We start from the raw sequence: 19,879 nt of genomic DNA on the forward strand, positions 1-19,879 counted from the left end.
GTCACATGCGCTCCGGCGCGGTGACCCCGAGCAGGTCCAGGCCGTTGCGCAGCACCTGGCCGGTCGCGTCGTTCAGCCACAGGCGGGTGCGGTGCAGGTCGGTGACGGGGTCGTCGCCGAGCGGGATCACGCGGCAGTTGTCGTACCAGCGGTGGTAGAGGCCCGCCAGCTCCTCGAGGTAGCGCGCCACACGGTGCGGCTCGCGCACCTCCGCGGCGAAGGCGACCGTGCGGGGGAACTCCTGCAGCGCGCCGAGCAGGGCCGACTCCGTCTCGTGGGTCAGCAGCTCGGGAGCGAAGGCGCTGCGGTCCACGCCGCTCTCGGCGGCGTTGCGCGCGACGTTGTGGGTGCGCGCATGGGCGTACTGCACGTAGAAGACGGGGTTGTCGTTGGTGCGCTTCTGCAGGATCTCGGGATCCAGCGTCAGCGGGGAGTCCGCGGGGTAGCGCGCGAGCGAGTACCGCAGCGCGTCGGTGCCGAGCCACTCGCGCAGGTCGTCGAGCTCGATGATGTTGCCCGCGCGCTTGGAGAGGCGGGCGCCGTTGATCGAGACGAGCTGCCCGATCAGCACCTCGATGTCCTTCTCGGGGTCGTCACCGGCGGCACCGGCGAGCGCCTTCAGACGGTGCACGTAACCGTGGTGGTCGGCGCCCAGCAGGTAGATCTTGTGCTGGAACCCGCGGTCGCTCTTGTTCAGGTAGTACGCGGCGTCCGCGGCGAAGTAGGTGAACTCCCCGTTGGAGCGACGGATGACGCGGTCCTTGTCGTCGCCGAAGTCGGTGGTGCGCACCCACACCGCGCCGTCCTGGTCGAACACGTGGCCCTGGGCGCGCAGGCGCTCCACGGCCTCCTCGACGAGGCTCGGTCCGCCGTCGGCGCCGGGGGCGTGCAGCAGCCGCTCGCTGAAGAAGACGTCGAAGTGCACGTTGAACTTCGCCAGCGACGCCTGCAGCTCGCCGAGCTGCAGTTCGTACGCACGGTCGCGTGCGGCGACCAGCTGCTCATCGGCGGGGAGGTCCAGGATGCCGGGATCCGCGGCCTGCACCCGCTGGGCGAGCTCATCGATGTACGCCCCGGCATAGCCGCCCTCGGGCGTGGGCTCGCCCTTCATCGCGGCGAGCACGGAGGCGCCGAAGCGGTCCATCTGCGCACCGGCGTCGTTGATGTAGAACTCGCGCACCAGCGTGGCGTCACAGGCCAGCAGCAGGCGGGCCATCGCGTCGCCGAGCGCCGCCCACCGGGTGTGTCCGATGTGCATCGGACCGGTGGGGTTGGCGCTGACGAACTCGAGGTTGATCGTGTTGCCGCGCTGACTGTCGTTGCGGCCGAAGGCGGCCCCCATCTCGACGATGGTCTTCGCCAGGGCGCCGGCGGTCGCGGCATCCAGGCGGATGTTGATGAAGCCGGGCCCGGCGACCTCGACCGAGGCGATGCCGGGGACGGCGGCGAGCGCCTCGGCGATCTCGGCCGCGAACTCCCGGGGGTTGGCCCCCACGGCCTTCGCGAGCTTCAGCGCCGCGTTGGACGCCCAATCCCCGTGGTCACGGTTCTTGGGCCGGTCCAGCGGCAGATCGGCGGGCGTCAGACCCTCGGTCGAGCCCGCGCGTCGCGCCTCGGCGGCCGGGCGGACGACGTCGAGCAGGACAGCGGAGAGGGCTTCAGGATCCATAACCCTCCGATTCTACGCGGGGCGTGCACGCCCGACCGCTCAGGCCAGCTGCACGAGCGCCGCGGGGTCGTCCGCGGCGGGATCGGATGCCGCCAGCGCGGCGGCCGCGGCATCGTCGCCGGCGCCGTCGGGCACGAGGTGCGCGTCCACCTGCATGCGGGTGAGCCCGACGTAGCCGCCGTGGTAGCTGAGGAAGGCGCAGTCGGCGGCGTCGCGGCCGGTCGCGATGCGCACGAGGGCGCTGCGTCGCGACAGCCGGGTGGCGTCGATGACGTACCAGGCACCGTCGAGGTACGCCTCCGCGACGGCGTGGAAGTCCATCGGCCGCAGGCCCGGCGCGTAGCACGCGGCATAGCGGGCGGGAACGTCCATCGCCCGCAGCAGCGCGATCACGAGGTGCGCGTAGTCGCGGCAGACCCCCTGCCCGCTGCTCAGCGTCGTCACCGCGGAGTCGGTGCCCTGGCTGAAGCCGAGGGTGTACGTGGTGGTGGTGGCGACGAAGTCCTCGACCGCGGCGACGAGCTCTCGCCCCCACAGCCCCCGGAACTGGCGCCGCGCCTGCGCGAACACCTCGTCGGACTGGCAGTAGCGGCTGGGCCGCAGGTACGTGATCGTCTCGAGCCCGCTCGCGTCGGGTGCGGCGGCACCCGCGGCGACGCGTGCCTCGTAGCGCACCTGCAGCGGTCCGGCGTGGCCCCGCAGCCGGTGCAGTCGCGCCCCGGCGGGGTCCGCGATCTCGGTGACCGCGACCGCGCCGTCGTCCTGCATCACGGTGAGCCGCTCCTGCACGAGGTGCGCGCTGCGAGCCGCTGTGATCTGCAGGATCAGGTCGACGTCCGCCCCCAGTTCGAGGTCGAGTTCGGCGGTCACGTTGCGCAGCACCGGGCTATCCTCGCACGCGGCCAGGGGCACCCCGGAACGGTGCGGACAGCGCGGCAGGGCGCCCGGGTGCGGGGCGCTCCGCGGTGACCTACCCTCGAAGCGTGACGCTCACCGCACGCCCGCGCAGCCGACGCGCGGCGTGGCCGCTCGCGGTGCTGATCGTCGCGGTCGCGGCCATCTGCCTGCTGGCGGTGTGGCGCCCGTGGCCGGCGCCCTCAGCGCCCGCCGCCGACGCCGGCGCCGGCAGTGCGGTGGCGGCCGACGCTCCCGCTGCACTGGACCTGCCCGCGGCGCCGCGCGTGCTGATCTTCGGCGACTCCTGGACCTACGGGTCGGCGGCGACCACCCTCACGCGGGGGTACGCGTACGTGGCAGCGCACCTGCACGGCTGGGATGCCGTCGTCGACGGCGTGCGCGGCAGCGGCTACCTGAAGCCGGGCAGCGACGGCGGCGCCTATGGCGAGCGCATCGCCGCACTCGACCCCGGGCTCTCCCCCGACCTCGTCATCGTGCAGGGGTCGATCAACGACCGCAGGCAGGGCGCTGCGGGCTATCGCGAAGCCGTCACCGCGGCATGGGACGACCTGACGGCGACGTACCCGCAGGCGCGCATCGTCATCCTCGGCCCCGCACCCCAGGTGCTTCCCGTCGAGGCCGAGACCGCTCGCATCGACCGCGACCTGCGGGAGCTCGCCGCGGCCCGCGGCTGGTGGTACGTCTCCCCCCTCGCCGGCGAGTGGATCACCGCTGACAACCACCGGGACGTGATCGACACCTCCGACATCGGCCGGGACCACCCCTCCACGGCCGGGCACGCCTACCTCGCGCAGCGCCTCGCGGAGGCGATCGCCGACATCTCGGTGACGACCCAGGTCGCCGCCGATCACGACAGCGAGCCACTCCCCGAGCCGCTCACCCCCTGAGGCGGCCCGCCTCGGCCCCGCGCCTAACCCACCGACGCCGACGTGTAAACCCCTGTGATCGTGGCGCCGTGGTTTCCTAGCGTCGAGACATGGACGCCACCTTCTCCCCCACCCATGCCATCGTGACCGCCTCGGATTCCGGCATCGGCGCCGCCACGGCGATCGCCCTGGCCGAAGCCGGGCTCGATGTGGGCATCACCTGGCACTCCGATGAGGAGGGTGCGCAGCACACCGCAGAAGCCGTGCGCGCCCGCGGCGCTCGTGCCGTCGTGGCGCAGTTCGACGCGACCGACCTCGCCGGCGCCCCGGCTGTGCTGGACCGGTTGGCAGAGGAGCTCGGCGGCGTGGACGTGTTCATCAACAACGCCGGCGGCGGCGGAGGCATCCCTGTGCTCGAGATGTCGCTGGACGACTGGCGCTCGACCGTCGCGCTCAACCTCGACGGTGCGTTCGTCGGCATGCAGTGGGCAGCCCGCCGCATGGCCGCGGCCGGCACGGGAGGACGCATCGTGGCCGTCACGAGCGTGCACGAGCATCAGCCGCGGGTCGGGTCGGCGGCGTACGTCTCCGCCAAGCACGGTCTGGGCGGGCTGGTGAAGACCATGGGCCAGGAGCTCGGAGCCGCGGGCATCACGGTCAACGCGGTGGCACCGGGCGAGATCGCGACTCCCATGAACGACATGGAGTCCGAGGATGCCGAGCAGACGCACCGCCCCGGCATCCCCGTCCCCCGGCCGGGTCGTCCCGAGGAGATCGCCGCAGTCGTGGCCTTCCTCGCCTCGCCGGCCGCCTCGTACGTGAACGGCGCGAGTTGGCCCGTCGACGGCGGCATGCTGCAGATGGGGCCGCAGGCCGGATCGCACCTCGAAAGCGACCAGTGGCGCCAGGGCTGACCGGACGAGCGTAGGCTCGAAGGGTGGGAAGAGGCCTCCGAGCATGAAGATCGTCGCATCAGCAGACTGGCGGGACGCCGTCCCGTTCGAAACCCCGGTGGTCGTCGCAGACGTCGTCCCCGGCGACCCGGCGCGCTGCGTCGCGTGCCGCACCGAAGCCGACCCGCACCCCCGCACGCAGCTGTGGGCCGTGAAGCACCGGCATCCGAAGCATCACGACGGGTTCATCCGCTTCTACTGCGCCGACCACCTGCCGGCGATGGAGCTGCCCGACGCGCCCGCGCCGGTCGCCGCCAAGCCCAAGCGCGCACCGCGCGCCTCGTCGCGCACCGCCGTCCGCCCCGAGCGCACCCCCGAGGTGCGCCGCAGCTCGTCGGTCGACGAAGCGCCGCGCGCGATGTGCCCCGAGTGCTTCGTCGAGGTGTCGGCGACGGGCATCTGCGGCATGTGCGGTCTCACCGTCGCGTGAGCAGCGTCCGCAGCGTCTAGGGATCCGAGGGCGACCTGTCAACCGCCCCCGCGCTGAGGTGGCGAGCAGCCAGAATCGACGAATGACCGGACTCGCTGTAATCCTCCTCATCGTCGGAATCGTCCTGCTGCTGCTGGGCGTGTTCGTCCAGGCCGTGCAGTTCCTGCTCTACGTCGGCATCATCATCATCGTCATCGCGATCATCGCGTGGCTCATGCGCTTCATCCGCCGTCAGGCCTGATCCCGACCGCCGCGGCGACCGTCGGTACACCCGGGCGGTCCCTCGCGCACGAGCCCCGGCTCGGCGCGCAGCCTTAGCGCCACTCCTCGCGCGCGATCGGCGCGGGAAGCTCACCGCCGCCCCGGCGGGCACGAGCCATCAGGGCGAGCTGCCCGGGCCGGTCCATCGCGTGCAGCACGCAGGGGCCGATCTCCTGCTCCCACGCCGCGGCGAACGCCTCGGCATCCGCCCGGCGACGCCCGATGGCGGTCGGCACCGGCAGGAGATGCCCGGTGTCCCGGCGTCGTGCTGCGAGGCGGAGCACACCGCGCACCAGGGGCGCCCGGCCTCCCTGACCCGTCTCGAGCAGGAAGCGGGGGGTGCGCACGACGCCGAACAGCTCCCCCAGCGCATCGGCGAGCGTCCGCTGATCGGCCGGGGCCGCCGACGGCGCCGAGAGGGCGATCGAGACCACCCCGCCCCGCGGCTCGCCCTCGATCGAGACGAGGTCTGCATCCACGTCGGCGACGCGTCCCGCCCGCCGCAGCGCCTCCCAGACCAGAGTCGCGATGCGAAGGTGGACTCCGGACGCTCGCGCGGTCTGCCCGCGAGTCTGACGCCATGCCATCCCGAGCGGGACGGCATGGACGATCCCCACGACGAGCACCGCGATCCCGGCGACCACGCCGAGCTCGGGTGAGGCCACCGCGACCCCCGCGGCCGCCGCTCCCGCCGTGCCGACGAGCGTCGCCGCGGCCGTCGCCCCGAACGCGCCGCCGAGGGCCCGTGACGCCGACGCGCTGGTGCGGAACACCGGCGCCCCGGGCCGTCGCGGAACCAGCGCGCTGACGCTCTCGCGGTCGAGGTACGCCTCGCCGATCCGCCATCGCGCGCGCGTGACCCCCCGCAGCGCCGGCGCGGACAGATCGTTCAGCGCGGCCACGGATGCCGCGGCATCCTTCGCCACCACCGCGTCCAGCGCCCGGCGCTGAGTCGCCGCCATCGCGATCGACAGGCCGCGCACCACCCGCGACGGCTCGTCGGCGTCGAGCCCCCAGAGCCTCGCGTGCTTGCGGGACAGGCGAGCGACATCGGGCTGCGCGCGCAGGGGGAACGACGGCGGCAGCACGGCGGTGACCGTCCAGTTGTGTGCGACCTTCTCCGGCCAGGCGGGGTCGAGGCGCAGCGTGCGCCCCCGCAGCTGCTGCGTCGCCGAGGCCGTCGACACGGCGGTCAGGTCGATGAGCGTGTTGACGGCGGGGCAGTCCCAGCCCTCGCCGAAGAGACCTCGCGTGCCGACGACGACCTGCACCGTTCCCTGAGCGAGCAGCACGGATGCCGCGCGCACGAGTGCCGCGGAGCCGGCCCCGGGCGCGTGGATCTGCGACACCTCAGGTGACTCCAGCACCGGCGCCGCGGCGACCGGCAGGCCGAGCACCTCGCTCAGCGCGGGGACGAGCACCTCCGCGTCCCGCGTCGCGATGCGCGTGGACCTGCCGGAGACGAGGATCGGGCGCAGTCCGCTCGTGGCGGCATCCGCCACCAGCGTCGCGAAGGTGCGCAGGGCGCCGGCAGTGCCCACGAGCCCGCCGTGCCTGTTGCCGTGCTCGGCGAAGTCGGTGACCACCAGCGCGCGCAGCCGGTCATCGCCCAGCGCCTCGCGCTCGGCGCCCAGGATGTCGCACGCGGCGTGGTCCTTCGCCAGCGATGAGGCGAGCATGGTTTCGACGGGGTCACGGGTGCGGCGGACCCCCCGATCGGTGATCGCGTAGCCGAAGTCGGCGAGGGTCCGGCGGATGCGGTGCCAGTGCTTCTCTTCGGCCGGATCCGGAAGCAGGCGGTCCAGCGCGAACCGCGCGAGCAGGCGCATCGCCTCGTCGGCGGTCGGCGGCCGGCGTGCGACGTCGGGCAGGCGCGGGACGAGAGGATGCTGCGGAGCGACGGTCGCCAGCATGGCCGCGGCCGCCTCGGCGCCGGCGAAGTCGGCGGCGAACGCGGCCGCGAGGCGGGCGTCGGCGGCGTCTTCTGCGGGCGGGGCGGGCGGCGCGGGCGGCGGCTCGAGATCGCTCGGCGCCGGTGGAGCGCCGGGCCCGGGCTCGGGCTCGGGCTCGGGCTGCAGGATGTCGACGAGGAGCTGCAGGCCGGCATCGCGGGCGAACGTGGTGCGCAGCAGCACCTCGAGCCCGTCGGCGTGGGCGGCGAGGAAGGCGAGCTCCTGCGGCGTCGGCTCGGTGAAACGCACGAGATCGCGGTAGGGCGCAAGGTTGCCCTCCCGCACCACCGCCGGCACCGGCACCTCGTAGTCCACGTCGCCCAGGAGCGAGGTGTAGTTGTCGTACTCCGCCGCGTCGTCGGGTGAGGGCAGCGTCGCCGTGAGGCCGATCAGCAGCGGCTCGCGGCCCGCGGCCCGCAGCCGCGCGACGAGGGTCGCCACCACCAGCGCCCAGTGATCGAGCAGGTGATGGCATTCGTCGAGCACGACGGTCTCCACGCCGTGCTCGACGAGCCGGTCGATGAGAGCGAGGGCGTTCGGGTGCAGCGCCGCCGCGAGCACGCCAGCATCCTCCCGCACCAGCTGCCGCCGCACCGTGCGCGACCGGCTCGCGATGCCGCGGCCGTAGGCCTTGGGATTCGCATCGGCGAGGTCGTCGAGCCAGCGCGTCGCGGCATCCGGCGAGCGCCCGTCGGCTTCGAGTTCGCCGAGCCAGCGCGTGCGGGCGATGCCGGCCAAGGGGTGGGCGGCGTCGAGCACGCTGAGGGCCTGGTAGGTCAGCGCCGTGAGCTCCGCCGGCTGCGCGGGGTCCTCCGACACGGCGGCCGGGTCGGGGGCGAGCGTCGCCGCGGCACGGGCCCACTGCCCGCGGATCGTCGTGGTCGGGGTCAGCACCACGGCGCGGCGTCCGCGTCGGGCGGCCAGCAGCAGACCCAGCAGGGTCTTGCCCGACCCTGGCGGCGCGACGATGTGCAGCGCCGCGCCGGCGTCGACGTCGACGCGGTCGAGCACGTCGGCCTGGTAGTGCCGCAGGGTGCCGGTGAAGTGCCAGTCCGCCAGCGCGGCGGTGACGGCAGGCTGCGGCATCCGATCAGCTTACGAGCACCCGTCGGGCGAACCGGGCTCCCGGCGGGAGCCGTCAGACTGGGAGGAGACAGATGAATGGAGACCCTGTGTCCTCACCGCAGCCCCGCCCGACCTCGGAGTACCAGCGCAACGCGTTCGCGCCGGCGATCCTCGCCGCGATCGCGTGCGTTGCCGGGACAGCGCTCATCGGTCACGAGTACTACCTCGCGATCCGCTTCATCGTGGCGATCCTCGCCGTGATCATCGGCTGGTTCGCCCTGCAGGCCCGCCAGTGGTGGTGGGCGCCGGTCATGCTGGCGATCGCCGTCGTCTGGAACCCGCTCTTCCCGTTCCCGTTCGCCGGCCCCTGGTGGTCGGGCGCGCACGCCGTTGCCGCGGCGGTGTTCCTCGTCGCCGGATCGCTGATCAAGACCCCGCGCACCCCGGCCTAGTCCGCGCCGCGTCCCCGAACCCTCACCGGTGTGGTGAGCGGACTCGCGGGAAGGTCCACCATCCCGGCCAGGAGCCGGCACGGCGAGGGATGCCGGGATCACCGACATCCCCCGCCGGCGCTGTCAGGCCACGCGGGCGCTGTGCGCCGCGGCGATCTCGCGCCCGGAGCGCACGGCGTGCTGCTCGGCGTCGGACTTCAGCGCCGCGGCCGTGTCGGCGAAGGCATCCATCGCGGGGTTCACCCCGACCAGAGTGAACGGCCGCTGCACGACGCGCAGGTCGAGACCCCAGACATCTTCGAGCACGCGGCGCAGCCACGCGGTCGAGTGGTCCCAGCCCTCCCGGGGGCTGCCCGGTGCGTAGTTGCCGCCCAGCACGGTGACGAGCGTCGCGGGCTTGCCGTGCAGTGCCGTCCCCTGCGGGTCGATGCGCGGATCGGTGTACGCGAGGTCGAACCACGTCTTGAAGTGCTGCGAGACGCCGTAATTGTACAGCGGCACGGCGAACAGCAGCGCGTCGGCGGCGGTCAGCTCATCCCCGATGGTCGTCGCGAGGTCGACGGCCGCCCGCTGGCGTTCGCTGCGCTCGGCCTCGGGCACGCCCGGCGCCGTGACGGCATCGGCCCACGCGGTGGCCGGCACCGGGTCGAGGCTGAGGTCGCGCCGGGTGACGGTGGAATGCGGGTGCGCAGCGAGCCACTCGGCCTCGACGAGGTCGGCCAGGGCACGGCTCGACGAGGTGGCGGGGAAGATGCTGGCATCCAGCCGGAAGAGGGACATGGGGCTCCGATCAGGGCTTGGGTTTCAGGAGTCGCTCCGAAAAGCAGAGCGACCAGCGAAACGCTAGCACGGTAGAGTCGGATTGTGGACGGGGACCAGCACGAGGGGCGGCAGTGTGACGCCGCCGTCAGCTTGGCCTTCTCGGTCCTCGGCAAGCGATGGAACGGCATGATCGTCGACGTGCTGCGCGGCGGGGCGATGTCGTTCGTCGAGCTGCGCCGGGGCGTGGGCGGCATCAGCGACGCCATGCTGTCCGATCGGCTCACCGAGCTGGCGCAGGCCGGGCTCGTGGTGCGCCAGGTCGCTCCCGGCCCTCCGGTGTCGGTGGCCTATGAGCTGACCGAGGCCGGCCGCGAGCTCCTCCCCCTGCTGACCCAACTGGGCCAGTGGGCGGCCGACCACCTCGGCGCCACCGCTCGCTGACGACGAGGCGTTCGCAGCGCAACGACGAATCGCCGCCCAGAACTGGACGGCGATCTTCGCGTGGAGTGGTGGTGGTGGGTTGTACGCGGAACCCGTTCTGCCGCGTGATTCCTGAGGTCTGGGGGGCATGCCGCACCGTTCATCCTCCGTGAAGCCCGCGTTAATCCTCCGCGCAGCCCTCACGCTAGCCGTGGCCTGGGTGCGACGTGCCCGGTGAAGGGGGTGGCCTGCCCAAACCCTGCAGGACTGCGACACCTCGACGAGCTGCGCGCTCGCGCCGGTGAATTGTCCAAGGCTTGACACCGTTGTAACTACGATCGGCTCATGACTGCGCTCGCTGCACTCGTCGATTTCTGGGATGAGGAGATTGACCGCTGGGTCAGCGGTCACGCCGGGGTGTCCGACCGACTGCAGCCATGGTTTGAGTCGTACCGAGGCAGGGGCCACGGAGAAGTGCGCCTCGACGCGTTTCCCGAGCCATACACCGGCCGACTGATCGGGAACTCGACGCCCGTCGTCATGCTCGGGCTGAACCCGGGTGCGGCGGTCCCTCGGTTCCAGGCCCCCGGTGGTGTGTTCTTCGAGCAGTTGAAGACTCTGCGCTACAGCGAGTGGGCCGCAACCGTGCCGTATGCGAGCAAGGAGTGGGAGAGCATTGCTGGCCCGAATCGCTTCTATCAGAACCGGTTTGCTTTCGCTCGCCGCCTCCTGGGCGAGCCGAACTGGTCTATTGCAAACGGCGTGTACTTCGAGTTGTACCCGTACCACTCATCCGGCGTGAACGCCTCGATGGAACCTCCCGGCGATGTCATTCGTGAATTCGTCCTCGATCCCATCGGCGATCTGGACACGCAGCACGTCTTCGCATTCGGGAAGCCCTGGTTCAGCGTTCCCGCGAGAATCGGCCTTCCGCCAGGCCGCGTCCTCTCGGCGAAGTGGGAGATCCCAAGCCGTGAGGCCAGGATCTACTCGTTGCCGAGCGGTCAGGACCTGATCGTGATGGCGCAGAACGGCTACGCCGGCCCTCCGGGCGCCGGCGACACGGAGGCACTTGCCCGGGCAATCGGTCTCCGCTGACTTCGTCGACATCTGTACGACAGTCGGGACTGCAGCCGCGGGTCACGGCCAGGAGCTCCTACATGGCCGTGAGCGCAGAGTGCGACCGCGTACTCGCCGGTCTCCTCATCGAGCACGATGGCGCCCCTCGTCGGTGAAGCTGACGGCCGGCGGCGCGGTCGGTGAGGGCATCGACGACGCCGCGGAGCACCTTCTCCGTGTATGTGTCGCCGAGTTCCCGCATGCTGGCGAGGAACTGTGGGCCGACGGCGTAGCCCGCGAGTTGGTATTCGAGCTTCTCGGAGGCGAGGGTGCGTGCCGGCCAACCGCGCGCTTCGATAGTGGTCCTGAGCCGCCGCGACCCACCTACCCCGATGCAGGCTCCGCAACGGGCCCGATCCGGTCAGCATGCGAACACATGACACGACTCCGACCAAACCCGAAACGCCGCCTGAATCCAGGCGGCGTTTCTTCGTTCCTAGAGGTTCCGCGTACGAGTTCCCACCCGTTCCGCGTACATCCCATGGCGGTGCCCCCGACAGGAGTCGAACCTGCGACCTACGGTACCGGAAACCGGCGCTCTATCCACTGAGCTACGGAGGCGTACCGAACGAGACTATCACCGGCGCAGCACGGCTCCCGACAACGCAGAACGCCCCGGAGCCGAAGCTCCGGGGCGATCAATTGCGTGTGTCGGTTTCCGTATCCGGTCACCTCTCGGTTTCCACGTTTCCGTTTTCTTCTCGCAGAACTGAAGCTACTCCGATCCGACGGGGCGTCAAGACTCCCGCCCGAAGTCGTCTCACCCTCCGGTTGAAGCTGAAGGATGCCGGCACTGCCGGTCTACTCGGGGCTGACGAGCTTCAGCCCGACGATGCAGCCCACGAGCCCCAGGATCAGCAGGAACTTCACGAGCGAGAAGGCCTCGTCCCCGGTGACCATCGCGTACGCCACCGTGATCGACGCCCCGATGCCCACCCACACCGCGTAGGCGGTGCCGGTGGAGATCTCGCGCATCGCGTAGGCGAGGCCGCCCATGCTCAGCACCAGCGCGACGCCGAACACCACCGACGGCCAGAGCTTGGTGAACCCCTCGGATTTGCCGAGGGCGGTCGCCCAGACGGCCTCGAGCACTCCCGACACGACAAGGACGATCCATGACATGACACAGCCTCCGTGGCCAGTCTTGTCGTTCACCGGGTACTGAACCCTCGTCCGGGGATCCGGTCGGGATCCGCCCCCGATGCTACCGCCGGGCACTGGGCAGCGGCCCACCGCGTGCACAACGTCGTCGATCCGGCGTCGAGCGCCCGCCGCCGGCGCCGTTTCCGCCCTCTCGCGCCGGAATGCCGACGTTGTGCACGCCGCGGCGGGCGCACACGCCCACAACCCGCGCACCGCTGCGGCCGTCCCCTGCAGGAGCCGGCCGGCCGGCGCACCGCGCGCACCGCGTGCACAACGTCGTCGATCCGGCGTCGAGGACGCCCGGAGGGGCCAGTTCCCCCCGTCCTGCGCGTCATTCCGCGACGCTGTGCACGTGGCTGCGCACGCGGCCGTGGCCGCCCCGCGCGGACCGGGCGGCCTGCACCAGCCGGCCGACCCCGGTCAGGGCGAGACGAAGAAGATCGCGTCGAGCATCCCCGGATTGTGGGCGTGCACCAGCACCGCGAACACCACCGCGTCGAACAGCAGGTGCACCGTCACGACGTACGCGAGCGAGCGCGTGCGCAGGAAGATGTAGCCCTGCAGCAGCGCGAACGGGATCGTCAGCGCCGGCCCCCACTCGCGGTAGCCCAGCTCCCACAGGAACGACACGAACACGATCGCCTGCAGCAGGTTGGCCGACAGGTCGGCGAAGTGCCGACGCAGCAGCGCGAACACGGTGCAGATGAAGAACAGCTCGTCCCAGATGCCGACGGCGCCGACGCCGACGAACAGGCGCGCGATGAGGTCGGGGGTGTCCACCACCGGCCAGTTCATGTAGACGCCCGACGTGATGAAGTAGAACGGCAGGATCAGCCACCCGAGCACCAGCACGAGCACCAGCCACACCCACTGGAAGGTGGTCCACCGCCCTCCCCCGTGCCACGGGAAGGAGATCGCCCGGTCGCGATACACCCAGCGGGAGATCACGTACGGCACCACGACGGCGCCGCCCAGAGCGAGCGTGAAGCGCACCATCGCGGCGTTGTCGAGCTCGGCCTTGAGGTCGATGAGACTCACGACGACCATGCCGGCGGCGATGAGGGACAGGTCGCGCACGAGGCTGGGCGGACGGGTGTCGGATGCCGCGCGCGCGGCATCGCGCCCACCCCGCCGTTCCACCAGAACGGCGGCGACGAGCCCCGCGATCAGCAGCCCCCAGCCGAGCAGCGGCTGCAGCAGCACGAAGAACGCCGGCGCGGCCAGACACACCAGCAGAGCCGGCACCGTCGCCAGCGACACGAGCGGCCGAGCCGCCGGGACGACCGTCTTCACGAGCGCGCCTTGCGCCGGTACGACAGGTCGCGGATGGCGCGGCCCTTCGCGGCGCCCTTGCGCTCGAAGGCGGTGACGACCCGTCCGGGGTAGCGCGGCGCCCAGTCGCCATCGAAGGCGGGCTCGAAGTCGGCGGCATCCGCCATGACGTCGCGCATCTGGAGGGCGTAGTCCTCCCAGTCGGTGGCCAGGCGCAGCACGCCGCCGTCGCGGAGCACGCGCGCGGCGAGCGCGGGGAAGGGCGGGGCGATCAATCGGCGCTTGGTGTGCTTGTGCTTGTGCCACGGGTCGGGGAAGAACACCCACAGCTCATCCACCGACGCTTCCGGCAGCAAGTGCTCGAGCACCTCGGGCGCGTTGGCCTCGACGACACGCAGGTTGCGCACGCCGGCACGCTCGGCGTCGAGCATGGTGCGGGCCAGGCCCGCCTTGAAGACCTCGACGGCGATGAAGTCGCCGTCCGGTCGGGCGGCGGCGGCGTGCACGATGGCGTGACCCTGGCCTGATCCGATCTCGACGACGAGAGGCGCGGCGCGGCCGAAGACGGATGCCGGGTCGATCTCCGAGCCCGCACGCACGCTGGTCGTCGCGCCGTCGCGCTCGAGCGGCAGGGCGTAGAACGGGGCGAGATCGCTCCAGGCACGCTCCTGCGCCTCGGTCATGCGGCCGCTGCGACGCACGAACGAGACCGTGCGCTTGCGGAACGGGGCGTCGGGGGCATCGTCGGCGGGGACGGTCGGGTCCGCGTCGGGCTCAGGATCCGGCATGCTCCCAGGCTACCGGGGGCGGCGAGCGCATCGCCCGGCGCTCAGCCCTCTTCGGTGACGAAGTCGATCAGCTGCTCCACCCGCCCCAGCAGCGCCGGGTCGAGGTCGCGGAAGGTGTGGACGCTCCCGAGGATGCGCTGCCAGGCCCTCGCGATGTCGGCCTGCTCCTCGGCCGGCCACCCCAGCGCGCGGCAGACGCCCGTCTTCCAGTCGATCCCGCGGGGCACGGTCGGCCAGGCGGGGATGCCGACGGCTCGCGGTGTCACGCACTCCCAGACGTCCACGTGCGGGTGACCGACGACCATCACGTGCGCGCCGTGGGGGCCGCGGGCGACGGCATCCGCGATGCGCTGCTCCTTCGATCCCGGCACGAGGTGGTCCACGAGCACCCCGTAGCGGCGCTGCGGGCCGGGAGGCTCGTCGCGCAGGGTCTGCTCGAGCAGGTCGATGCCCTCGAGGTACTCCACGACGACACCCTCGACCCGCAGGTCGGCGCCCCACACCTTCTCGACGAGCTCCGCGTCGTGACGCCCCTCGACGAGGATGCGGCTGGCCCGCGCCACCCGGGCGCGCTGTTCGGGCGCGGCGAAAGATCCGGATGCCGTGCGCGTGCGGGGCTTCGGGCCAGCGGTGGGCGCCGTCAGGCGCACGGGGTCGCCGTCGATGAGGAAGCCGCCGCCGAGCGGGAACTGCCGACGGCGCCCCACCCGATCCTCCAGCTCCACCAGGCCCGACTGCACGCCGGTGACCGCCCCACAGAATCCATCGCCGGCCACCTCGACCACCAGGCCGCGGTTCGCGGGCACTTGGGGGATCTCGCGCTTCCCCACGGTGCGCCACCCGGGTGCCAGCACGTCGCCGCCGTATCGATCGTCCATGTCTCCTCCGGGGGCACGAGCGTACCCGCGGGCGGCGACACGTCCGCGCCGACCCGCCGCACCGGCCGCCGGTCGGGGATTCTCATCGCGACCTCCCAGCAGCCGGACTACAGCGCGGCCGCGGGCGGGTGAATAGACTCGCCCTGAGGCGCTGTGAGGGGCCTCAGAAGGGGACACGATGCGCAGGCGCTGGGCCTTGGTGCTGGCCACGATTCTCGCAGTGCTCTTTTCCGCGGGGTCGGTGACGGCGTTCGCGACGGACCCTGTGCAGCTGGGCGGGGCCCGTCTGCTCGACCAGGCCGGGGTGCTCAGCAGCGCCGAGGTGGACAGGGTCGAGGACCGTCTCGCGGTGCTGTACGACGAGACCAGCGTCGACCTCTACGTCGTCCTCGTCGACGAATTCACGAATCCCGGCGATCGCCAGCAGTGGGCCGATGAGGTCGCGGTCGCCAATGGCCTCGGCGAACGGCAGTACCTGCTGGCCATCGCCACCGAGGGCCGCCAGTACTACATCTCCTCCGACCCGAACGGTCCCCTCAGCGACGGCGATCTCGACGCCATCGAGCAGGACATGCGCCCGCTGCTGGGACAGAACGACTACGCCGGCGCGATCGAGCTGGCGGCCGACCGGTTCGAGTCCGACCTCTCGGGCGGGGGCGGCGTCAGCTGGGTGTGGATCGTCGTCATCGTCGCCGCCGTGGGAGCACTCGTGTTCGTCTTCATCCGCACGCGACGCGGCGCGAAGAAGAGCGGCACGTCCGCGGACGAGGTCGCGGCGCTGCCGACGGCCGAACTCGCCCGCCGTGCCTCGTCGGCGCTCGTGGCCGTGGATGACGCCCTGCGCACCAGTGAGCAGGAGCTCGGCTTCGCCCGCGCGCAGTTCGGCGACGCCGCCACGGTCGAGTTCGCCGAGGCACTGGCCAAGGCCAAGGAGAATCTCAACCAGGCGTTCACGATCAAGCAGCAGCTCGACGACAGCGAACCCGACACGGAGGAGCAGACCCGGGCCTGGAACGCCGAGATCATCCGGCTGTGCGAGGAGGCCGACGCCGACCTCGACGAGAAGGCCGAAGCGTTCGAGGAGCTGCGCAAACTCGAGCAGAACGCCCCCGAAGCGCTCGCCCGCGTGCAGGAGCAGCGGGCCTCCGTCGGCGGCCGCCTCGATGCCGCCGCCACCACGTTGCAGACCCTGCGCAGCACTTACGCGCCTGAGGCACTCGCGACGGTGGCCGACAACCCCGACCAGGCCCGCGAGCGCCTGGCGTTCGCCGATGAGCAGCTCACCGCTGCCGCCGCCGCGATCGCTGCAGGCGAGGGGGGCGAGGCAGCCGTCGCCATCCGCGCGGCCGAGGGTGCCGTCGACCAGGCTGCGCTGCTGGAGGACGCGATCGGTCGGCTCCGCGACGACTTCGCGCAGGGCGAGAAGGATGCCACGGCACTCATCGCCGACCTCGAGCACGACATGGCCGTCGCCGCCGCGCTGCCCGACCCCGACGGTCAGGTCGCCGCGACCATCGCCGCCACCCGTCAGCAGGTCGACACCGCCCGCGCGAACCTGACCTCGACCGCCAAGCGGCCGCTGGTCACCCGCGAGGCCCTCGAGGCCGCGAACACCCGCATCGACGGCGTGGTCGCAGCCGTCCGCAATGCACAGGAGCGGGCGCAACGCGCCCAGCAGCAGCTCGGCCAGCAGATCGCCCAGGCTCAGGCGCAGGTGTCGGCCGCCGAGGACTACATCTCCGCGCGCCGGGGAGCCGTCGGCGCCCAGGCACGCACCCGGCTCGCCGAGGCGGGCGCCGCTCTCGTACAGGCGCAGCAGGTGGCCGCCACCGCGCCCGAGCAGGCTCTCCCCCTCGCGCAGCGCGCGACCCGTCTCGCTTCGCAGGCGATCCAGCAGGCCCAGAACGACGTGGGCGGCTTCACCGGCGGCGGCTACGGCAGCGGCGGTGACGGCAGCGTCATGGGAGCCGTCATCGGCGGCCTCGTCATCAACTCGCTGCTCAACAGCGGCGGCGGACGCGGCCGATCCGGCGGCTTCGGCGGCGGCTTCGGCGGCGGCTTCGGCGGCGGCTTCGGCGGCGGCGGCAGCCGCAGCGGGCGCAGCAGCGGCGGTTTCGGCGGCGGACGCAGCGGGCGCAGCAGCGGCGGCAGCCGCAGCGGCCGCAGCGGAGGGGGGCGCTTCTGACCCCCTGGCCCGGCCGCCGGCGCGCGGCATCCACCGTTCAGTCCACATCACTTCGACAGGAAGGCACATCCATGGCAAAGCAGTCCATCTTCGGTCGCATCTCGACCCTCATGAAGGCGAACATCAACGCGCTCCTCGACTCGGCCGAGGACCCGCAGAAGATGCTCGACCAGCTCGTGCGCGACTACACCAACTCCATCGCCGACGCCGAGTCGGCCATCGCCGAGACGATCGGCAACCTGCGCCTGCTCGAGCGCGACCACCAGGAGGACGTGCAGGCGGCCGCGGAATGGGGCAACAAGGCCCTCGCCGCCAGCCGCAAGGCCGACGAGCTGCGCACCGCCGGCAACACCGCCGACGCGGACAAGTTCGACAACCTGGCCAAGATCGCCCTTCAGCGTCAGATCAGCGAGGAGAACGAGGCCCGCGCGATCGCGCCGACCATCGCCACGCAGAGCGAGGTCGTCGAGAAGCTGAAGGACGGCCTCAACGGCATGAAGCAGAAGCTGGAGCAGCTGAAGTCGAAGCGCTCCGAGCTGCTGGCCCGTGCGAAGACCGCCGAGGCGCAGAACAAGGTGCACGACGCCGTGCGGTCGATCGACGTGCTCGACCCCACCAGCGAACTCGGCCGCTTCGAGGACAAGGTGCGCCGCCAGGAGGCCCTCGCAGCCGGCAAGCAGGAGCTCGCGGCGTCCACCCTCGACGCGCAGTTCAATCAGCTCGAGGACGTCGGCGAGCTCACCGAGGTCGAGGCGCGACTGGCTGCGCTGAAGTCCGGCGCCCCGGCGAAGGCGATCGACTCCGGCGCCTGAGCCGCACCGCACGACGCTCCGGGCGCCGCTCCTTCCGGGGCGGCGCCCGGAGTCGTCTCCGGCGCCGCGCGCGGCCGGCGATTTCCCACGGCGCGGACGCACGCCGCACCTCCTGCGACAGGGAAGGATGGTGTCATGACCCGGTTCATCGTCGTACCGCAATGGCAGGGCTCACCGTCTGCGCGCGCCATGCTCCTCGTCGATGGCGCGGAGGTGATCGCCGGCGACCTGCCGCGATCCGCCTGCACCCGCATCGACATCCCGCTCGAGGCCGGCGAGTCGCTCGGCACGGGCGTGCACCGGCTGAGCGCCCTGGCACGGATCCAGGCGCTGGTGACCGAAGCGCTCGCCCCTCTCGCCGAGCCCGCCGTGGTCGTCGGCGGCGACTGCGCCGTGGCCGTTCCCGCCATCGGACACGCGGCTCAGCGGCACCCGAACCTCGCGGTGGTCTGGCTCGACGCCCACCCGGATCTGCATGATCCGGCGTCCTCCCCGTCCGGAGCCTACGCGGGGATGGCACTGCGGGCGGTGCTCGGCGACGGCGAGCGCGCGCTGCCGGCCGGCGCGGTGCCGGCGGAGCGCGTCGTGCTGGCGGGGGCGCGCGAGGTGGATGCCGCAGAAGCCGCGTACCTGGAGGCATCCCCGCTCACCGTTCTCGCCGCCGACGCCCTCGCCGACCCCGATGCGCTGGCCGACGCGGTCGCCGCCACCGGGGCCGACGCCGTCTACGTGCACGTCGATCTGGACGTCCTGGATCCGGCAGCCATCATCGGGGTGAGCTCCGCCGTGCCGTTCGGTGTCGAGGTGCCGCAGCTGGTCGCCTCCCTCGCACGGCTGCGCAACCGGATCCCGCTGGTCGGCGCGTCGCTGGCCGGGTTCGCCCCGGTGACCCCGGCGGCCGCCGTCGACGACATGGGCGCGATCCTCCGGGTGATCGGCGCGCTCGCGTGAGTCCTCTCACCCCTCCCCCTGCCGGGTGGCGGGAGCGGGCCGACCGGGCCGTGGCCCGCGGTCGCCGCGCGGACCGCATGATCCCCGCCGTGCTGCTGGACTCCCCGCTCAGCCGGGTCGGCTACCTCGCGGGGACGGCCTTCGGATTCGTGTGGGGGACGCTGTGGTCCACCGGACCCATCGAACGCCGGGCGGGACTGTGGGTCTTCCGCGGGATGCCGTCGTGGACCTACGGGCGCGGCGGGGTGTGCGTGGGCGGCTGCTTCCTCACCGGAACCGGTCGCGTCACGCCGCAACTGCTGGCCCATGAGGCGCGGCACAAGCGTCAGTGGCAGCGCTACGGAGCCCTCATGCCGGTGCTGTACCTGCTGGCGGGGCGCAACCCGCTGACGAACCGCTTCGAGATCGAGGCCGGCCTCGAAGACGGCCGCTACGTGCCGCGGGGGTCGTGACGCGCGACGCCACGGCGCCACGGCGCCACGGTCGACCGTCAGCGGGCGGTCGAGAGCCCGAAGCGCTCGGGGGTGCGGATGTCCTCGGCGGGCATGCCGAGGGTGCCGGTGAGGTGGTCGACGATGTCGGCGGTGCCGAGGTAGCCGCCCAGGAGCATGACGCGGGTGCCGTGGCCGTCGGCGCACAGCATCTCGTCGGCCCAGGCGTTCACCGCGCGCGCGAGCGCCTGCCCGCGGGCGCAGCCCCGGCCGGTGCCCGGCTCACCCGAGCGGCGGGAGCGGTCGAGCCACGTCACCGTCATGCGCGGCGGCACGGCGAGGTCGGCCTGCCAGGACGCGTCGGGCACCTCGATGAAGACACGGCCCGTGGAGCACAGCGGCAGCGTGGCGATGAGCGCCTGCAGCTCGGCGAGCGCGTGCTCGTCGGCGGTCACCAGGTGCTGCACACGGGTGTGCTTGGCCGCGCGGCAGGCGGCGGCGCTGTGGGGTGCGGTGCTCATGACGCCTCCACGATACACCGACCAAGGGTTG

Annotated in this window: 20 protein-coding genes, 1 tRNA gene and 1 riboswitch; of the genes, 11 read left to right on the forward strand and 10 right to left on the reverse strand. The window is 72.2% G+C overall.

The genetic code is table 11. From position 1 onward, the window contains the following. Position 1: 1 nt before the first annotated feature. Together QNO26_RS11020 and QNO26_RS11025 are read right to left on the reverse strand one after the other, a co-directional pair. Positions 2-1,669: an arginine--tRNA ligase gene (locus QNO26_RS11020; RefSeq protein ID WP_257533421.1), complete on the reverse strand. Its 1,668-nt coding sequence runs from the start codon at positions 1,667-1,669 to the stop codon at positions 2-4. Positions 1,670-1,708: 39 nt separating this feature from the next. After that, a complete protein-coding gene (locus tag QNO26_RS11025) occupies positions 1,709-2,551 on the reverse strand; it encodes a transglutaminase-like domain-containing protein (RefSeq protein ID WP_257638234.1) in 843 nt (280 codons plus the stop codon). Between the two features lie 101 nt (positions 2,552-2,652). On the opposite strand from QNO26_RS11025, the gene QNO26_RS11030 reads away from it, so the two are divergent. The 4 genes from QNO26_RS11030 to QNO26_RS11045 all read left to right on the forward strand — a co-directional run bounded on the left by QNO26_RS11030 (position 2,653) and on the right by QNO26_RS11045 (position 5,077). Continuing rightward, positions 2,653-3,474 carry an SGNH/GDSL hydrolase family protein gene (locus QNO26_RS11030; RefSeq protein WP_257638233.1) on the forward strand — a complete coding sequence of 274 codons (822 nt, stop codon included), beginning with the start codon at positions 2,653-2,655 and terminating at the stop codon, positions 3,472-3,474. Between the two features lie 89 nt (positions 3,475-3,563). Beyond that, positions 3,564-4,367 carry an SDR family oxidoreductase gene (locus QNO26_RS11035; RefSeq protein ID WP_257533427.1) on the forward strand — a complete coding sequence of 268 codons (804 nt, stop codon included), beginning with the start codon at positions 3,564-3,566 and terminating at the stop codon, positions 4,365-4,367. 43 nt (positions 4,368-4,410) lie between these two features. After that, positions 4,411-4,836 carry a glucose-6-phosphate dehydrogenase gene (locus QNO26_RS11040; RefSeq protein ID WP_257533429.1) on the forward strand — a complete coding sequence of 142 codons (426 nt, stop codon included), beginning with the start codon at positions 4,411-4,413 and terminating at the stop codon, positions 4,834-4,836. Positions 4,837-4,918: 82 nt separating this feature from the next. After that, positions 4,919-5,077 (forward strand): hypothetical protein, encoded by a 159-nt coding sequence (locus QNO26_RS11045; RefSeq protein WP_257533431.1) that lies wholly within the window; start codon positions 4,919-4,921, stop codon positions 5,075-5,077. Positions 5,078-5,150: 73 nt separating this feature from the next. Here QNO26_RS11045 and QNO26_RS11050 read toward each other — a convergent pair whose 3' ends face one another. Next, complete coding sequence (locus QNO26_RS11050; protein ID WP_257638232.1) at positions 5,151-8,135, reverse strand: DEAD/DEAH box helicase family protein; 2,985 nt, start codon at positions 8,133-8,135, stop codon at positions 5,151-5,153. Positions 8,136-8,206: 71 nt separating this feature from the next. Here QNO26_RS11050 and QNO26_RS11055 point away from each other — a divergent pair, with 71 nt between their 5' ends. Next, positions 8,207-8,566 (forward strand): DUF6804 family protein, encoded by a 360-nt coding sequence (locus QNO26_RS11055; RefSeq protein WP_257533434.1) that lies wholly within the window; start codon positions 8,207-8,209, stop codon positions 8,564-8,566. Positions 8,567-8,689: 123 nt separating this feature from the next. Here QNO26_RS11055 and QNO26_RS11060 read toward each other — a convergent pair whose 3' ends face one another. Further along, positions 8,690-9,346: an FMN-dependent NADH-azoreductase gene (locus QNO26_RS11060; RefSeq protein ID WP_257638231.1), complete on the reverse strand. Its 657-nt coding sequence runs from the start codon at positions 9,344-9,346 to the stop codon at positions 8,690-8,692. 84 nt (positions 9,347-9,430) lie between these two features. Here QNO26_RS11060 and QNO26_RS11065 point away from each other — a divergent pair, with 84 nt between their 5' ends. Then, positions 9,431-9,769, forward strand: coding sequence for a winged helix-turn-helix transcriptional regulator (locus QNO26_RS11065; protein ID WP_257533439.1), 339 nt, complete (start codon positions 9,431-9,433; stop codon positions 9,767-9,769). A 324-nt stretch (positions 9,770-10,093) separates the two neighbouring features. After that, entirely contained in the window at positions 10,094-10,846 is a 753-nt protein-coding gene (gene brig1, locus QNO26_RS11070) for an anti-phage DNA glycosylase Brig1 (protein WP_257638230.1), read from the forward strand. 509 nt (positions 10,847-11,355) lie between these two features. Here the strand turns inward: brig1 and QNO26_RS11075 are convergent. The 5 genes from QNO26_RS11075 to QNO26_RS11095 all read right to left on the reverse strand — a co-directional run bounded on the left by QNO26_RS11075 (position 11,356) and on the right by QNO26_RS11095 (position 14,948). Further along, positions 11,356-11,428 (reverse strand) — tRNA-Arg (locus QNO26_RS11075). Between the two features lie 240 nt (positions 11,429-11,668). Beyond that, a complete protein-coding gene (locus QNO26_RS11080) occupies positions 11,669-11,989 on the reverse strand; it encodes a DMT family transporter (RefSeq protein WP_257533441.1) in 321 nt (106 codons plus the stop codon). An 11-nt stretch (positions 11,990-12,000) separates the two neighbouring features. Next, positions 12,001-12,065: riboswitch (guanidine-III (ykkC-III) riboswitch) on the reverse strand. 365 nt (positions 12,066-12,430) lie between these two features. After that, positions 12,431-13,303: a CPBP family intramembrane glutamic endopeptidase gene (locus QNO26_RS11085; protein WP_257638229.1), complete on the reverse strand. Its 873-nt coding sequence runs from the start codon at positions 13,301-13,303 to the stop codon at positions 12,431-12,433. After that, positions 13,300-14,070, reverse strand: a complete 771-nt coding sequence (gene trmB / locus QNO26_RS11090) for a tRNA (guanosine(46)-N7)-methyltransferase TrmB (RefSeq protein ID WP_257638228.1) — start codon at positions 14,068-14,070, stop codon at positions 13,300-13,302. Before trmB ends, QNO26_RS11085 begins: the two co-directional genes overlap by 4 nt. A 41-nt stretch (positions 14,071-14,111) precedes the next feature. Continuing rightward, entirely contained in the window at positions 14,112-14,948 is an 837-nt protein-coding gene (locus tag QNO26_RS11095) for a DUF3097 domain-containing protein (protein WP_257526629.1), read from the reverse strand. A gap of 178 nt (positions 14,949-15,126) precedes the next feature. Here QNO26_RS11095 and QNO26_RS11100 point away from each other — a divergent pair, with 178 nt between their 5' ends. From QNO26_RS11100 to QNO26_RS11115, 4 genes are all read left to right on the forward strand, one after another. Further along, entirely contained in the window at positions 15,127-17,133 is a 2,007-nt protein-coding gene (locus QNO26_RS11100) for a TPM domain-containing protein (RefSeq protein WP_257526628.1), read from the forward strand. Positions 17,134-17,204: 71 nt separating this feature from the next. Continuing rightward, the gene (locus QNO26_RS11105; protein ID WP_257526627.1) at positions 17,205-17,945 is read left to right on the forward strand and encodes a PspA/IM30 family protein; all 741 of its coding nucleotides are present in this window, start codon (positions 17,205-17,207) and stop codon (positions 17,943-17,945) included. A 135-nt stretch (positions 17,946-18,080) separates the two neighbouring features. Beyond that, a complete protein-coding gene (locus QNO26_RS11110) occupies positions 18,081-18,896 on the forward strand; it encodes an arginase family protein (protein ID WP_257526625.1) in 816 nt (271 codons plus the stop codon). Next, positions 18,893-19,348: a Fe-S oxidoreductase gene (locus QNO26_RS11115; RefSeq protein WP_257526624.1), complete on the forward strand. Its 456-nt coding sequence runs from the start codon at positions 18,893-18,895 to the stop codon at positions 19,346-19,348. Before QNO26_RS11110 ends, QNO26_RS11115 begins: the two co-directional genes overlap by 4 nt. A gap of 38 nt (positions 19,349-19,386) precedes the next feature. On the opposite strand, the gene QNO26_RS11120 is transcribed toward QNO26_RS11115, so the two are convergent. Beyond that, a complete protein-coding gene (locus tag QNO26_RS11120) occupies positions 19,387-19,848 on the reverse strand; it encodes a siderophore-interacting protein (RefSeq protein WP_257526623.1) in 462 nt (153 codons plus the stop codon). Positions 19,849-19,879 lie beyond the last annotated feature (31 nt).

Source organism: Microbacterium sp. zg-Y1090 (genome assembly GCF_030246945.1).
Classification (GTDB): domain Bacteria; phylum Actinomycetota; class Actinomycetes; order Actinomycetales; family Microbacteriaceae; genus Microbacterium; species Microbacterium wangruii.